The sequence below is a fragment of the Nocardia sp. NPDC051570 genome, from assembly GCF_044454005.1.
Lineage (GTDB): Bacteria > Actinomycetota > Actinomycetes > Mycobacteriales > Mycobacteriaceae > Nocardia.
Genome location: NZ_JBITDI010000001.1, coordinates 445,201 through 461,007, shown reverse-complemented (window position 1 = coordinate 461,007; position 15,807 = coordinate 445,201). Strand labels below are relative to the sequence as shown.

General features: G+C 68.5%; 10 protein-coding genes. 7 read left to right on the top strand and 3 right to left on the bottom strand.

The annotated features are described in order from the left end of the window. The first annotated feature begins 83 nt into the window (after positions 1 to 83). Positions 84 to 1,175: a methyltransferase gene (locus ACIA76_RS02120; RefSeq protein WP_397147386.1), complete on the top strand. Its 1,092-nt coding sequence runs from the start codon at positions 84 to 86 to the stop codon at positions 1,173 to 1,175. 343 nt (positions 1,176 to 1,518) lie between these two features. Further along, a complete protein-coding gene (locus tag ACIA76_RS02115) occupies positions 1,519 to 2,865 on the top strand; it encodes a replication-associated recombination protein A (protein WP_397147384.1) in 1,347 nt (448 codons plus the stop codon). 404 nt (positions 2,866 to 3,269) lie between these two features. Here ACIA76_RS02115 and ACIA76_RS02110 read toward each other — a convergent pair whose 3' ends face one another. Next, positions 3,270 to 5,582, bottom strand: a complete 2,313-nt coding sequence (locus tag ACIA76_RS02110) for a hypothetical protein (RefSeq protein ID WP_397147382.1) — start codon at positions 5,580 to 5,582, stop codon at positions 3,270 to 3,272. A 646-nt stretch (positions 5,583 to 6,228) separates the two neighbouring features. On the opposite strand from ACIA76_RS02110, the gene alaS reads away from it, so the two are divergent. The 5 genes from alaS to ACIA76_RS02085 are packed head-to-tail and all read left to right on the top strand — an operon-like array spanning position 6,229 to position 12,506. Further along, positions 6,229 to 8,892: an alanine--tRNA ligase gene (alaS, locus tag ACIA76_RS02105; RefSeq protein WP_397147380.1), complete on the top strand. Its 2,664-nt coding sequence runs from the start codon at positions 6,229 to 6,231 to the stop codon at positions 8,890 to 8,892. Further along, positions 8,892 to 9,455, top strand: coding sequence for a Holliday junction resolvase RuvX (ruvX, locus tag ACIA76_RS02100; protein ID WP_397147378.1), 564 nt, complete (start codon positions 8,892 to 8,894; stop codon positions 9,453 to 9,455). Before alaS ends, ruvX begins: the two co-directional genes overlap by 1 nt. Next, entirely contained in the window at positions 9,452 to 11,185 is a 1,734-nt protein-coding gene (gene mltG, locus ACIA76_RS02095) for an endolytic transglycosylase MltG (protein ID WP_397147376.1), read from the top strand. The genes ruvX and mltG overlap by 4 nt, the downstream gene beginning before the upstream one ends. After that, positions 11,175 to 11,984: a shikimate dehydrogenase gene (locus ACIA76_RS02090; protein WP_397147374.1), complete on the top strand. Its 810-nt coding sequence runs from the start codon at positions 11,175 to 11,177 to the stop codon at positions 11,982 to 11,984. Before mltG ends, ACIA76_RS02090 begins: the two co-directional genes overlap by 11 nt. A gap of 48 nt (positions 11,985 to 12,032) precedes the next feature. Continuing rightward, positions 12,033 to 12,506 carry a B-4DMT family transporter gene (locus tag ACIA76_RS02085; RefSeq protein WP_397147372.1) on the top strand — a complete coding sequence of 158 codons (474 nt, stop codon included), beginning with the start codon at positions 12,033 to 12,035 and terminating at the stop codon, positions 12,504 to 12,506. 50 nt (positions 12,507 to 12,556) lie between these two features. Here ACIA76_RS02085 and ACIA76_RS02080 read toward each other — a convergent pair whose 3' ends face one another. Further along, a complete protein-coding gene (locus ACIA76_RS02080) occupies positions 12,557 to 13,282 on the bottom strand; it encodes a class I SAM-dependent methyltransferase (RefSeq protein ID WP_397147370.1) in 726 nt (241 codons plus the stop codon). Positions 13,283 to 13,494: 212 nt separating this feature from the next. Next, positions 13,495 to 14,613 carry a 3-dehydroquinate synthase gene (gene aroB / locus ACIA76_RS02075; protein ID WP_397147368.1) on the bottom strand — a complete coding sequence of 373 codons (1,119 nt, stop codon included), beginning with the start codon at positions 14,611 to 14,613 and terminating at the stop codon, positions 13,495 to 13,497. Positions 14,614 to 15,807: the final 1,194 nt, after the last annotated feature.

Sequence of the window (15,807 nt, the reverse complement as noted above, 5' to 3'; positions counted from 1 at the left end):
CGACCCGGTGGGCGAATCGGTGCGGCAGACTGGACGGACGTTCTGGTCAACCGATTCGCTGCCGTTCGTAGGGGGAGCCCGTCATGCCAGTCGGCCGCACCTTGATTCCGCTGCTGCCCGTCCTGACCCTGCTCGGACGGTTTCGTAGTGCGCTGGCCAGCGTGCATCGCCGGACCGTCCCGCCGCCGGTGGCGCTGATCGAGATCGTGCAGGCCGGCTTCCTGGCCCAGATCCTATGCGCCGCAGCCGAACTCGGGGTCGCCGACGCCTTGGCCGACGGGCCGCTGACATTGGAGGAGTTGGCCATCCGGGTGGGCGCCCGGCCGGACAATCTGCGGCGATTGCTGCGGCCGCTGCTCGCGGAGGGGATCTTCGCCTGTCAGGGCGATACCTATGCGTTGAACGCGCTGGCCCAGCCGCTGCGCAGCGATGCGGAAGTATCCGTGCGCGCCGGCCTGCGTTTCATCGGCGATCCCAAACAGGGCGCGCTGTGGGGGCTGCTGCCCTCGGCGGTCCGCACGGGCGAGTCGGCGGCCCGGCGGCTCTACGGCATGCCGTTCTTCGACTACATCCAGACCGATCGCGAACTCGGTGAGCTGTTCGACGAGGCGATGACCGAATTCTCCGCGGCGGCGCTCGAACCGACGCTGGCCGCCTACGATTTCTCGCGGTTCGCCACCGTCGTCGATATCGCCGGCGGTCAGGGTCGGCTGCTCACCGAGATCCTCGCCCGCACACCCGGCGCCCGCGGCGTGCTGTTCGATCTACCCGAGGTGGTGGCTCCGGTACCGGCACTGCTGGCCGAGCGCGGACTGGCCGATCGCTGCACCGTGGTCACCGGCTCGTTCTTCGAGCAGGCACCGGCGGGCGGGGACGCCTACATCCTCAAACATGTCATCCACGACTGGCCCGACGAACAGGCCGAGCGCATCCTGGGGACCGTGCGCGCGGCGATGACCGATTCGGCGCGGCTGCTGCTCATCGAGATGGTCCTGGCCGACGATCCGCGCCGTGACTTCAACACCATGCTGGACCTGGAGATGCTGCTCACCTCGGGCGGCCGCGAACGCACCGAACAGGGATATCGGGAGCTCCTGGCCGCCAACGGCTTCGAACTGGTCCGCCGGATCCGCACCGCCAGCATGGACGACATCCTCGAGGCGCGCCCGGTGTGAGGTCTGCCCACTCACCCTGTCGGACCTGCGCGGTACGGTCGATTCCGTGAGCGAGCCTGCGAGTGAACCATCGACACAGCGTGCATCGCACCCGGGGGCGCCGCGCGTCGGCGAGGTGGCGTCATGAGCGAGCGTGTGGGTGAACCATTGGCACAGCGTGCATCGCACCCGGGGGCGCCGCGCGTCGGCGAGGTGGCGTCATGAGCGAGCGTGTGGGTGAACCATTGGCACAGCGCGCTTCGCATCCGGGGGCGCCGCGCGTCGGCGAGGTGGCGTCATGTGCGAGTGAACCGTCGCGGCGTGCTTCACGCACGGCGGCCGCGAGCGTCAGCGGGGTGATGTCATGAGTGAGGGGTTGTTCGACGCGCCTACGGCGGAGCCGATGACCGGTGGAGGTGCGGTCGAGTTCCGTGGGGCGGGGGAGCACATTCCCTTGCCGGTGCGGATGCGGCCCGCGAGTCTCGACGAGGTGGTCGGGCAGCAGCATCTGCTGGGGCCCGGGTCGCCGCTGCGGCGGCTCGTCGAGGGTTCGGGTGCGGCGTCGGTGCTGCTCTACGGGCCGCCGGGGACCGGGAAGACGACGCTCGCCTCGTTGATCTCACAGGCCACCGGTCGCCGGTTCGAGGCGCTGTCGGCGCTGTCCGCGGGCGTCAAGGAGGTGCGCGCGGTCATCGATATCGCGCGGCGGCGGTTGTTGGCCGGGGAGCAGACCGTGCTGTTCATCGACGAGGTGCACCGCTTCTCCAAGACCCAGCAGGACGCGCTGCTGGCCGCAGTGGAGAACCGGGTGGTGCTGCTGGTCGGTGCGACCACGGAGAATCCGTCGTTCTCGGTGGTATCCCCGCTGCTGTCGCGATCGCTTGTATTGCAGCTGAAGTCGCTGTCGGACAACGATATTCGCGCCGTGCTGCGCCGCGCGATCGAGGATCCACGCGGCCTGCGCGGCGAATACGCCGTCACCGACGCGGCACTGGACCACCTCGTGCGGATCGCGGGCGGCGACGCGCGACGCGCGCTGACCGCGCTCGAGGCGTCGGCGGAGTCGTCGCTGGACGGCGCCGTCGACGTGGATCTCGTCGAGGCGAGCGTCGACAAGGCGGCCGTGCGCTACGACCGCGCCGGCGATCAGCACTACGACGTGATCAGCGCGTTCATCAAATCCCTGCGCGGCTCGGATGTCGATGCCGCGCTGCATTATCTGGCCCGGATGATCAGCGCCGGTGAGGATCCGCGCTTCATCGCCCGCCGTCTGATGATTCAGGCCAGCGAGGATGTGGGCATGGCGGATCCGACGGCGTTGCAGACCGCGGTCGCCGCCGCCCAGGTGGTGCAGCTGATCGGCATGCCCGAGGCCCAGCTCGCTCTCGCGCACGCCACGGTGCATATCGCCACCGCCCCGAAGTCGGGCGCGGTCACGGCCGCGATCGGTGCCGCCCTGGCCGATATCGGCAAGGGCAAGGCGGGTGCGGTGCCGCCGCATCTACGCGACGGGCACTACGCGGGCGCCGCTCGGTTGGGCAATGCGCAGGGGTACAGATACCCGCACGACCATCCCGATGGCGTTCTCGCCCAGCAGTATCCGCCCGACGATCTGGTCGGGATGGACTACTACCGGCCCACCGATCACGGTTACGAGCGCGAGGTCGGACCACGGGTGACGAAGCTGCGCCGGATCGTTCGGGGGCAGTGATCGTCGGTCGGGCTTGCCGCGTTCAGCGATACTCGGTTCCGTGCGGGCGTGTGGTAAGCCGCATCGTCCGCGGACGGTGTCCGAGCGCCCGGTGGGCTATTCGCTGAAACCTGCTCAGCGGCACCCGGTTCCGTGTCGGGCCTGATGTGTATCGCATCGTCCTCGAGATGCTGTCCGATCGATCGTCGGCCGATTCCTGAGCGGGCCTGTGGCCCGCGGTACGGGATCTCGGACGCTCGGTCGCTACGGACCGCTGCGGGACGGTGGCTTCACCTCCTGTAGACGCTGCGGGTCAGGTCTGCCGTTATCGTTGGGGCCGTGGGGTTCTCGCTGCCAAGGCGCGCTCTCGACGGGTGAGTTCCGGTTACGGTCCGACTCGACGGCTCGTTATGTCTCGGTTGGGATTACGGCACCAGGCTGCCCAGTGCGGCACCGGCCGCTCCACCGAGGGCTGCTCCTGCCACGCCGCCCGCGATACCGCCACCGATCGCGCCGATGCCGATACCCAGCGGTTCGCCGAGGACCGCACCGGCGATCGCACCGAGGGGCGCACCCGCGACGACCGAAATGCCCGCGGTTTCCAGGCCGATCTCGATACCGACGCCCTCACCGAGGACCGTGCCCGCGACGGCGCCGATCACCGGACCGGCGAGTGCTCCGGTCACCGCACCGGCGGCCGCACCGAGAGGTGCACCGACCGCGGCGCCCACTCCCGCACCGACGGCGGCACCCATGATCGTGGTGGGCGACAGCGTGTCGGGATCGGGGAGATCGATCGCCGGGATATCGATCGGCGGTACCGCCACATCCGGGATCACCGGCGGGAGCAGATCACCCGCGGGGATGTCCACGGCCGGCATATCCAGCTCGGGGAGTTCGAGCTGATCGCCGTTCATCTTCGGGACCAGACTGGTCAGCGACTGCGGTTCGATATTCGGCATGAGCGACTGCGGCGCGAGCGGCGACGTGCCGATCGGTTCGACGGCGCTCGGCTGCGGACCGGGGGCCGGCAGATCACTCTGCGGCGCAACGGCATTCGGCCCATTCCCCAACGGCGTCTGCGGGAATGCCTGGTCGCCGGGGGCCTGTTCGATCACCGGTTCGGACTGGGGCGCATCGCCCTGCGCGGTCGGCGCGTCGGCCTGGGGCTGTCCGTTCGACGGTCCACTGCTCTGCGATCGGCCACCATCGGTGGACGGACCCGCCGCCTCCGGCTGACCGTTGGACGGTCCACCGGCCTGCGGCTGATTCCCACCCGACTGCCCGTTGGTCTGCGGCTTGCTACCCCGCGGCTGGTTGTTCGACGGTCCGCTCGCCTGCGGCTGATTACCTCCGCTGGTCTGCGAATTGCCTTGGGGCTGATTGTTGCTCGGTCCGCTGGCTTGCGGCTGGTTGCCGCCCGATTGGCCGTTGGACGGACCGTTGGCCTGCGGTTGGTTGCCCTGCGGCTGGTTGTTCGACGGTCCATTCGCCTGCGGTTGGTTGCCGCCACCATTGGTCTGCGGCTTACTGCCTCGGGACGGGCCGTTGCGGGGACCGCTGGCCTGGGGCTTACCACCCGACTGGCCGTTGGAGGGACCGTTGGTCTGCGGCTTGTCGCCCTGCGGTTGACCGTTGGACGGGCCACTGGCCTGCGGCTGGTTACCGTTGCCGGGCCCATTGCCGTTGCCATTACCGGGCCCATTGCCCTTACCCGATCCGTTGCCCTGCGGTTGGCCGTTGCCCGGACCGCTCGCCTGCGGCTGATTACCACCGGACTGTCCGTTGGACGGACCGTTCGTTTGCGGCTTGTTGCCCTGGGGCTGGCCGTTGGACGGGCCACTGGCCTGCGGCTGATTGCCGCCACCATTGGTCTGCGGCTTATCGCCCTGCGGCTGACCATTGGACGGTCCGCTCGCCTGCGGCTGATTCCCGCCGGACTGTCCGTTGGTCTGCGGCTTGTTACCCCGCGGCTGGTTGTTCGACGGACCGTTCGCCTGCGGTTGGTTGCCATTGCCGCTGGTCTGCGGCTTATCGCCCGGGGGCTGGTTGTCGGGGCCATCGGCCTGTATCTGATCGCCACCCGACCGGCCGTTGGACGGACTGTTGCCCTGCGGCTGATTACCGCCGCCGTTCGAGGGTCCGGCCGCCTGCGGCTGAGGGTTTGATTGCTGAGCGTTTGCCTGCGGCGGGTTGCCGCCCTGGTCGTTGGACTGCCCGCCCGACGAGGGCCCGGCATTGTCCGAACCGCCGCCCGCATCGGATTGTGGGCTCGGGGCGGATTCGGGTGGGGCGCCGGACGAGGCCGCGTCGGAACCGGCCGAATCGCCGCCGCCGGCCGGGCCCTGATTGCCCAGCGACTGATCGCCCGACGGCGCGGGTATCGGATTCTCGGGCGGAGCGGTCTGCGGCCCGCCCTGGAGCCGCTGAGCCTGCTGGCCCAGCTGGTCCAGCAGGCCCGGCAGGACCTGGTCGACCACCGGCGGAAGCGCGTTGGTCGGCAGGTCGATCGGCGGAATCACCTCGGACCGCGGGATATCGATTCTCGGCACGTCGATCTGGGGCATTGCCATCGGGCCCAGGTCGATCGGCGGCGTCAGATCGATTGCGGGCAGTTCGATTTCGCCCGCCCTGGCTTGCGGTGCATTGTGTACGGCGGCGGCGATGGGCACCGCCAGCAGTAACAGCGTGGCGACGGACCACAGTGCCTTCCGTCCCCATCCATACGAGATGTTCATCATTCCTCCTGAATGCGAATGGGAATTCGCTGGAATGGCTCCGATTCGGCGGTTGGCCCCGCGCCCGACCCTGAAATGTCCTCGTTTCAGATTTTGGGCACGGTACCGCCCTGCAAAATGTGTAGGCCGATTCCTTTCGACGAGGTCATGATTCGGCGGGGTGATCCAGAGCCTGATTGTTTTGCCGATAGTCGGTAACGAGAATTGCTGCGACGGCCTCATGGCCCTCGGTCTATCGGCAGATGAATCGGCTTTGACCTGGGAAAACGGTCTGCTCGGAAATCACTCCACCGGTCGGGACGATGGGCCACTTACTTGACCCATGGGTCCGCACCGGAGCACCGGGTGCTCGACGCCGGGTGGTTGACGGAACGATTTCGGCCGCCAGCTCCCGGTGCCGCGCAACCCGTAGAAGTGCTGTATCGACATCGCATCGACGTCGGCTACTGCCATTGCTGGAACCTCCTCCCACTCCGTGTTCGGTACGTCGGAGTTGGGCAACTGTTCAGCTACCTACTTTTCCAGCATCACATATAGCGAGACGGTTGGTTACGTGATCTGAGCCATACATGTTTCAAACTTTGATCAGTCTGCCTGTGACCACCACCGAAAGCCGGTTGGACCTGGCCCGGTAGGCTGGACGGCTGTGCAGACCCACGAGATTCGACGGCGCTTCCTGGACCACTTCGTCCGTGCCGGGCACACCGAAGTACCCAGTGCTTCGCTGATCCTGGCCGACCCCAACCTGTTGTTTGTCAACGCGGGCATGGTCCAGTTCGTTCCGTACTTCCTCGGGCAGCAGACGCCGCCGTTCGCCACGGCCACCAGCGTCCAGAAATGCGTGCGCACCCTCGACATCGAGAACGTCGGGATCACCACCCGGCACAACACGTTCTTCCAGATGGCCGGCAACTTCAGCTTCGGCGACTACTTCAAGCGCGGTGCGATCGAACTGGCCTGGTCCCTGCTGACCAACGGCGTCGAGGACGGCGGCTACGGCTTCGACGCCGAAAGGCTGTGGGTCACCGTCTATCTCGACGACGATGAGGCCGAGCGGATGTGGCTCTCGATCGGCGTGCCGCCCGAGCGCATCCAGCGCCGCGGCATGGCCGACAACTACTGGTCGATGGGCATCCCCGGCCCGTGCGGCCCGTGTTCGGAGATCTACTTCGACCGCGGCCCCGAATACGGCAGCGACGGCGGGCCCGAGGCGGATGAGGATCGCTACCTCGAGATCTGGAACCTCGTGTTCATGCAGAACGAGCGCGGCGAGGGCCGGAGCAAGGACGACTTCGACATCCTCGGCCCGCTGCCCAAGATGAACATCGACACCGGCATGGGCGTCGAGCGCGTGGCGTTCCTGCTGCAGGGCGTCGACAACGTCTACGAAACCGATCTGCTCCGCCCGATCATCACCAAGGCCGAGGAGCTGACCGGTAAGAACTACGGCGTCGAACACGCCGATGATGTGCGCTTCCGCGTCATCGCCGATCACGCCCGCACCGCGGCCATGCTGATCGCCGACGGCGTGAACCCCGGCAACGACGGCCGCGGCTACGTCCTGCGCCGTCTGCTGCGCCGGATCGTGCGCTCGGCCCGCCTGCTGGGCGCGGACAAGCCGGTGATGAGCGAGTTCATGAAGGTCGTCAGCGAGCTGATGTCGCCGTCGTATCCGGAGCTGGGCACCGATCTCCGGCGCATCGAGAATGTGGCCGTCGGCGAGGAGTCCGCATTCCTCAAGACGCTCAGTACCGGCACCAAGCTGTTCGACGAGACCGTCGACGAGGTGAAGTCCACCGGTGGCCGCAAGATCTCCGGCACCGACGCCTTCACCCTGCACGACACCTATGGGTTCCCGATCGACCTGACCCTGGAGATGGCCGCGGAGGCCGGGCTCGAGGTCGATGAGACGGGGTTCCGGTCGTTGATGGCCGAGCAGCGGCAGCGCGCGAAGGAGGACGCCCAGTCCCGCAAACACGCCCACGCCGATCTGACCATCTACAAGGAGCTGGTCGATCGCGGCGCGACCGAGTTCACCGGATTCGACGAACTCGCCACCGAGGCGCGGGTGCTCGCGCTGATCGCCGACGGCGTGCGGGTGCCGGCCGCGGTCGCCGGGCAGGACGTGGAGGTGATCCTCGACCGCAGCCCGCTGTACGCCGAATCCGGCGGCCAGATCGCTGACCGTGGTTCGCTCACCGCGAGCGGGGTGAAGCTGCGCGTGAACGATGTGCAGAAGATCGCCAAGACGCTGTGGGTGCACAAGACCACGGTCGAGCAGGGCCAGATCACCGAGGGTGACACCGTGCTCGCCCAGGTCGATCCGGCCTGGCGGCGTGGCTCGACCCAGGGCCATTCCGGCACGCATATGGTGCACGCCGCACTGCGGCAGGTGCTCGGCCCGAACGCGGTACAGGCCGGTTCGCTGAACAAGCCCGGCTATCTGCGCTTCGACTTCAACTGGCAGGGCCAGCTGTCGGAATCGCAGAAGGAGCAGATCGAGGTCGTATCGAATCAGGCTGTCGGCGAGGACTTCCCGGTCAACACGTTCGTCACCGATCTGCCCAAGGCCAAGGCGATGGGCGCGATGGCGCTGTTCGGCGAGAACTACGGCGACGAGGTGCGGGTCGTGGAGATCGGCGGCCCGTTCTCGATGGAGCTGTGCGGCGGTACCCATGTCGCGCATTCCTCGCAGATCGGTCCGATCACGCTGCTGGGCGAGTCGTCGGTGGGTTCGGGCGTGCGACGCGTGGAGGCGTTCGTGGGCCTGGATTCCTATCAGTACCTGGCCAAGGAGCGGGCGCTGCTGGCCGGTGTGGCCGCGAGTCTGAAGGTTCCCTCCGAGGAGGTCCCGGCGCGGGTCGAGCAGCTGGTCGAACGGCTCAAGGCCGCGGAGAAGGAACTCGAGCGCACCAAGCTGGCCGCGGTGCTGTCCTCGGCCGGGACGTTCGTCCAGGGCGCTCAACGGGTCGGGAAGGTGCTGCTGGTCGCGGCCGCCGCCCCGCAGGGTGTGGGCGGGGGAGATCTGCGCACGCTGGCCACCGATATCCGGGGCCGCTTCGGCGGTGAGCCCGCGGTGGTCGTGCTGCTCGGCAATGCCGACGGCAAGGTGCCGTTCGTGGTCACCGTGAACAAGGCCGCCCAAGAGCTCGGCGTCAAGGCCGGTGACCTGGTCGGCAGCTTCGGCCCGAGCATCGCCGGCCGCGGCGGCGGCAAGCCCGAGATGGCGCAGGGTGCGGGCGCGGATCCGTCGGGAATCGAGGCGGGCCTGGCCGCGGTGCGGGCGCGGGTGGCCGAGCTCGCCGGCTGATGGACAGCTCCGAGAATTCGGACAGGTCGGAGCAGGCGGCGCCTGGCGGGATCGAGGTCGACCGGCCCGGCGCCGCGACCGATCCCGGCCGGGGCCGCCGCATCGGCATCGATGTGGGCTCGGTCCGCATCGGTGTCGCCGCCAGCGATCCGGACGGGATTCTGGCGACCCCCGTGGAGACCGTCGCGCGCGCCAAGCGCAGCGCCGCGGAACCGACCGATTTGATCAGGATTGCCGAGATTGTGCGGGAGTACGAGGCCGTCGAGGTGATCGTCGGCCTTCCCCGCACGTTACGCGGGGAAAATGGGTCCTCAGCCAAGATCGCCGCGAGCTTTGCGAAACGTTTGCGGCGCATGATTCCTGGTGTGCCGATACGACTTTCCGACGAACGTTTGACTACGGTATCTGCAGCACGTGCATTGCGAGACAGTGGAGTTCGCGCGCGTGGCCAGCGACAGGTGATCGATCAGGCGGCGGCCGTCTCGATCCTGCAGGGATGGTTGGACGAACGGAGTGCGGTGTTGAAGTCGGCCGGTGACGCAGGCGGCGAGGTGGTCGGATGAACGACCGCTGGGCCCGTGCGGAAGAGCGTGCTCGGCAGCGCACCGAGGAACGGCGCTACCGGCGCTCGGACTACGACTGGGGCGATGCCGAGCGGACTCCCCCGAGCCGCGGCGGCGCGCGGCATGCGGCCCCCACCGACGACTGGGACGACTACGAGGACGACACCACCGTCATCCCCCGCTACACCGACGATCAGGAGCCCCCGGCCCGCCCGCCCGGTGGTCGTGCGGCGCCGCGCGGCTCCGCCGGTCGCACCCGGCACGCCAAATCCGAGGACTGGGATACCGACGAACAGGCCTGGGATACCGACGAGCGTGACGACTGGGATGCCGATACCCGATCCCGTGCGTGGCACGACGACCGATCCGAGGACTGGGCGGGCGAGGACCACGAGGACTGGGACGATGAGGACCACGTCACCGAACAGACCACGCGCGCTCGCGGCCGGTCTGGTGCGCGCGCTGGCCGGGCCGCCGCGCGGGCGCGCGGGCGCGGCGAGTCGGGGCGCGGGCAGACCCGCGGCCGTCGCTCGCGGTCGGCGTCACGCAAGGCGGCCGAACGCAAGCGGCGCCGGCGCAATCTGCTGGTCCTCGGCGGCATCCTCGCACTGCTGCTCGTGGTCGCGGGCGGCTACGTCGGGTACAAGCTGATCGGCAAGCTCGGCGGGCCGGAGGACTTCGCGGGCCCACCGGGTCCGGTGACGGTGGTGCATGTGCGGCCGGGCGACATCTCCGAGCAGATCGCCAAGACCATGGCGGATAAGGGCGTCGTCGCCAGCACGGGCGCGTTCTACGAGGCCGCCGTGCGCAATTCGGGGATGACCGCGGTGCAGCCCGGCTACTACGCGCTGCCCACCCACATCAAGGGCGCCGATGCCGTGGCCGCGCTGCTGGAGAGGAAGAATCGGGTCGGCAATGTCGTGATTCCCGAGGGCAAGCGGCTGCACGACTCCACCGATGTCACCACCCACGCCCGCAACCAGGGCATCTACGGCAAGATCGCCGAGGCGAGCTGCATGGGTACCGGCGCCGAGAAGAAATGTGTCACCGCCGAGCAGTTGGACGAGGCCGGGGCGAGCACCGATCCGACCGCGCTCGGCGTACCAGCTTGGGCGTTGGACGCGGTGCGTCATGTGCCCGATCGCAGCCGTCAGCTCGAAGGGTTGATCGCCGCGGGCGCGTTGGACTTCGACCCCACCGGATCGCCGACGCAGATACTCGCACAGCTGATCAGCCAGAGTGCGCAGATGTACGAGTCGACCGGGCTGTTGCAGTCCGGTGCGGCGAACCATCTGAGCCCGTACCAGACACTGATCGGTGCGTCGTTGGTGGAGCGCGAGGCTCAACCGAAGGATATGCCGATGGTCGCGCGGGTAATCGTCAACCGGCTCGAGTCGGATGACCAGGACGACCACAAGTTGCGGTTCGACTCCACGGTCAACTACACACTCGACAGCATCGAGGTCCAGACCGACTCGAACGACCGGTACCGCCCGACCCCGTGGAACACCTATGTCAACCCCGGGCTGCCCGTGAGCCCGATCGCGTCGCCCTCGCTGGACGCGCTGAAGGCCATGGACAACCCGAAGCCCGGGCCATGGAAGTACTTCGTGACCATCAACAAGCAGGGCGAGACGCGGTTCACCGCCGACTACGCCGAACATTTGCGCAATGTGAAACTCGCCGAGCAGAGCGGAATTCTGGATAGTGGCAAGTCCGGTGGACGGTAGTCGGCGGGCGGCCGTGCTCGGCAGCCCGATCTCACATTCGCGCTCGCCCCAACTGCATCTGGCGGCCTATCGGGCCCTCGGATTGGACTGGAGCTACGAGCGCATCGAGTGCACGGCCGAACAGCTGCCGGATCTGGTCGCTGGGCTCGGCCCGGAATGGGTCGGGCTGTCGGTGACCATGCCCGGCAAGGTGGCCGCCCTCGACTACGCCGATGAGCGGACCGAGCGGGCCGTGCTCGCCGAATCGGCGAATACGTTGATACACACCGCGACCGGTTGGCGCGCCGATTGCACGGATGTCGACGGCGTGCGCGGCGCGCTGCGGGGCGGCGGGGTCGAGAAGGTCGAGCGGGCTGTGGTGCTGGGCGCCGGCGGCACGGCTCGACCCGCGCTGTTGGCCTTGTCGGAGTTGGGTTCTCGGGCGGTGACGATCGTCGCGCGGGATGCGGGCCGGGCCGCGAGCACCCGCGAGCTGGCCGAACGACTCGGTATGGCGGTGACGGTGATCGGCTTCGACTCCGCGGCCCTGCGCGGGGTGTGTGCGGATGCCGAGGCGGTGGTCAGCACCGTGCCCGCCGAGGGCGCCGCGGCCGTCGCCGAGGCGGTCGCCGCCGCCCCGGTGGTACTCGATGCCATCTACAACCCGTGGCCGACTCCGTTGGCGCAGGCCGTGACGCGCGCGGGGAATACGGTGATCAGCGGCCTGCAGATGTTGCTGAATCAGGCGTACGGACAGGTCGAGCAGTTCACCGGGCGGCCCGCGCCTCGCGCGGCGATGGCCGCCGCACTGCGCAACTGACACCGGTTACTGTTTTTCGGAGTTCCTCGGCAGGTTAGGGTGGTCGACATGAATGCGTGGGTGTTGCGCGCCACAGTCCTCGGGGCGCTGACGGTGTTCCTGCGGACCGTACTGGGCTTCGGGATGGTCTACTCGCCGACGCACGGCGAGTGGATGCGGACGCTATGCCTGATCGTGCTGGTCGGGGCGGGTATCGCCTGGGGTCTGATCGATGGCCGCAACGACCGCCGCGCGAATCCGGATCCCGAACGCGGCGGCGCCGACCTCACCATGCGCTGGCTGAAGGCCGGTGTGGTGGGCGGCCTCGGCAGCGGCCTGGTGGCCTGGCTGCTGGATTTCGTCCCGAAGTTCGATCTCGGCGGCAACGGCCTGATCTTCGAGCTCACCGCCGGTGCGGCGTTCATCGTCCTGCTGATCTTCATTCCGGCCATGGCCGGGGCCGCACTGGGCCGGTTCCTGGTGGGCCGGGAGCATCGCAAGGCCGAGACCGGACCCACCCAGGCGACCCCGTCTGCCGCCTGATCTTCACGATCGCGTGACTGCGGCCGATATGTGTTCGGGCGCAGCCGAATTCAGACAGTGCGCATGGTGACGAATACGAATTCGCGCCCCGGGCGATCCGGAGCTTCTCGCACGTCGAGCACCGAAAAGCCGTGCGCGGCAAGGCTCGACTCGATCTCGTCCCGGTCGCGGAACCGCAGGGTCGAATCGGAGGTGATCACCGCGCCGTCCGACCGGAAGCGGTAGGTGACGCGGAGCGAGACCAGCGGCAGGTTCACGTCTGTGACCTCGCGATACTGTTCCACCCACCCACTGCCGGGAACATCGACGACGACCGGATCGGTGTCGGTCCACTCCTCCCAGGCCCGGCGCTCGGGACGTCTGGTCTCGAATACGAGATAGCCGCCGGGCCGAAGCGCGCCCCGGATCTGCCGCAGGGCCCGCGCCCACTCCTCGTCGGCCAGCAGAGCCTGCGCGACATTACCCGTCATCACGGCCAGATCCGCCTCGAGCGCGGGAACGGTCGTCGCAGCACCGCTGACCCAACTGATTCGGGCATCGATATCCTTCGACCTCGCGATATCGAGCGATGCCTCGGCTGGCTCGACACCCACGACCCGACGACCGCTCTCGGCAAGCAGAATGGCCAAACACCCTGTCCCGCAGCCGATATCGATCACCGTATGCGCCCCCAGCTCCTCGACGATGCCGAGATAGGCAGTCAGATCGTGGCGGGGACCGTCGAAGGCATCGTAAACAGCCGCCAGGCGTGGGTCGGTGAACATCGCATCGCGCATTCAGCGACCGTATCCACCTGCGTGCAGGTCAGGCCACCGATTTCGGCAGTCGGACGTGACGGCAACCCATGTGCCCGGATATCGACTCGGTCCGGCCGCACATGCTTGGCCGATTCCGTCCGGTCGCATGGCTGCGACCGGACAGCGTCTGACGGCCGATCAGGCCCGTACCCTGCCGAGCACGAGCCTGATTCCCTGGTGCGAAACCGGTTTTACAGCAGGATTGCGCCGCCGGTGGGGGAGCCCTCTCGGGCGACGGTGGCGTACGCGGCGGCGAGCAGGGACGGGTCCGGGCCCTCGAGGCGGCCGGGTTTGGCCAGGCCGTCGAGGACGACGAAGCGCAGAACGCCCGAGCGGGTCTTCTTATCGGTCTGCATGGTGTCGAGCAGCTGAGGGAGAGCGTCGGCGTCATAGGTGATCGGCAGGCCGACACTGTCGAGGATGGTGCGGTGGCGGTCGGCGGTGGCATCGTCGAGGCGTCCCGCGAGCCGGCCCAGTTCGGCGGCGAAGACCAGGCCCACCGACACCGCGGCGCCATGCCGCCAGCGGTAGCGCTCGCGGCGCTCGATGGCGTGTCCGAGGGTGTGACCATAGTTGAGAATCTCGCGCAGGCTGGCCTCCTTGAGATCCGCGGAGACCACATCGGCCTTCACCTGGATGGCCCGGCGAACCAGCTCGGGCAGCACCTCACCGGCCGGATCCAGCGCGGCCTTCGGATCGCGCTCGATCAGGTCCAGGATCACCGGATCGGCGATGAAACCGGCCTTGATGATCTCCGCCATCCCGGCCACGATCTCGTTCCGCGGCACCGTCTCGAGCGTCGCCAGATCCACCAGCACAGCTGTCGGTTCATGGAAGCAGCCGACCAGATTCTTCCCGGCCTCGGTGTTGATCCCGGTCTTCCCGCCGACGGCCGCGTCGACCATCGCGAGCAGGGTGGTCGGCACGTGCACGATCTTCACCCCGCGCATCCAGGTCGCGGCCACGAATCCGGCCAGATCGGTCGCGGCACCACCGCCCAGGCTGATGACCACATCCTGCCGGGTGAGGCCGATGCGGCCCAGCACCTCCCAGCAGAACCCGGCCACCGGCAGGTCCTTCCCGGCCTCGGCATCGGGAATCTCGATGCGATGCGTGTCGAGCCCCCTGTCGACCAACGCCTGCCGCACCACTTCGGCGGTGTCGGTGAGCGGCGGCTGATGGAAGATCGCCACCGTCCGCACGCCCGGCTGCCCGGTCACCTGATCGGCCAGGTCGCCCAGCAGGCCCCGGCCGACGATCACCGGGTACGGGTCGGCGGCACGGACCTCGATGCGGGTCGGCTCACTCATCGCAGCTGCTCCGATTCTTCTAGTGTTCGTCGTGTACGTGTCTGCGCGTCGTATGCCTCCGCGCGATGGGAGGGCCCGGTGTCGCCTTGGTCGAGCGGGGACGAGTTCCCCTGCGTCGGTGCGGAATTGGTGCGTTCGTCGTGTCGAGCAGAGGCCGCGCCCGACGGATGCGCCCGATCGGACTGACTCGAACCCATCGGGGCAGGCGGACCGGCCGCCCGGCCCGCGCTCCGCCGCGACCGGCCCGTGCGCCGAACGGCATCGCGCGCCTCGGGCGGTTCCGTGACCGCTTCCCCGGCCCTCGGACCGCCGGGCGGATGGTCCGAATCCGCTTGGCGCACAATCGAGTCGACCGCTTCAGCGGATCGAGCGGCCCCACCGTATCGAGGGTCGGTGATCGCGCCACCGCGTGCCGCGTCACGCTCATCGTGGCGCGAGATCTCGCCAGAGGAGGCCGCGGAGTCGTGATAGCCACCACTGGACGGCGCCGAATGTGCCTGCCGCGCTTGCCAATCAGCGCGTCCGTTCAACGCGGCCGCTGCCCCGGCGGAGCCGTTGCGGTCCGTATCACCCTGTGCGTCAGCGGAATCGGCACCGGAGGAGGTGCGGGTCGATTCTCGGGCAGCACCCACCCTCGCCGCACCGTGATCGGCTTCGCTGGACAGCACCGTCTCCGACCGCGGAGAGGTATTCGACGGCCCGCCGGAGTGACCAGAGCTGTCCCCGGTGGCAGCGGGTGCCCCGGAGGAGCGGGTGGTGCGGCGTGGACGTCGACGATTCCCAGCTTTGATGCCGTTACCTGCCGTTTCGGCAGATCCAGTGGCCGTCGCGGTCGAGGAGGTGGTTGCTGCCACGGAAGAAGCGACGCCCGCCGCCACGACGGCAGGGACATCTGCCGCCGTGCCTGCCTCCACGGAGGACGTGCTTGCCTCCACAGAAGAACGGCCGCGTACTGCCGCGGACGAGCGGGTGCCTGCTGCGGAGGGACGGGTATCGGCCGTTGTGGGCGAGGGTTCGTTTGCCGCCTCGGTGGTGGCGTCGGCTGGTGTGACCGTCTTGCGGGTGTGGCGGCGGCCACCTCGTCGTGAGCGGCGAGATCGACGCCGTGGTGTGGATTCCTTTGCCGCGTCGGCGGATTCGCCGTCGGTCGGTGCGGCCTGGCCGCCCGGATCGGCGGCGGCTGTGCCGTTCTGG

Bases quoted from the DNA above. Each gene is read 5' to 3' on its own strand.
- ruvX (WP_397147378.1), top strand. From the start codon at position 8,892: ATGGACAGCTCCGAGAATTCGGACAGGTCGGAGCAGGCGGCGCCTGGC.
- ACIA76_RS02120 (WP_397147386.1), top strand. From the start codon at position 84: ATGCCAGTCGGCCGCACCTTGATTCCGCTGCTGCCCGTCCTGACCCTG.
- ACIA76_RS02115 (WP_397147384.1), top strand. From the start codon at position 1,519: ATGAGTGAGGGGTTGTTCGACGCGCCTACGGCGGAGCCGATGACCGGT.
- aroB (WP_397147368.1), bottom strand. From the start codon at position 14,613: ATGAGTGAGCCGACCCGCATCGAGGTCCGTGCCGCCGACCCGTACCCG.
- ACIA76_RS02085 (WP_397147372.1), top strand. From the start codon at position 12,033: ATGAATGCGTGGGTGTTGCGCGCCACAGTCCTCGGGGCGCTGACGGTG.
- ACIA76_RS02110 (WP_397147382.1), bottom strand. From the start codon at position 5,582: ATGAACATCTCGTATGGATGGGGACGGAAGGCACTGTGGTCCGTCGCC.
- mltG (WP_397147376.1), top strand. From the start codon at position 9,452: ATGAACGACCGCTGGGCCCGTGCGGAAGAGCGTGCTCGGCAGCGCACC.
- ACIA76_RS02080 (WP_397147370.1), bottom strand. From the start codon at position 13,282: ATGCGCGATGCGATGTTCACCGACCCACGCCTGGCGGCTGTTTACGAT.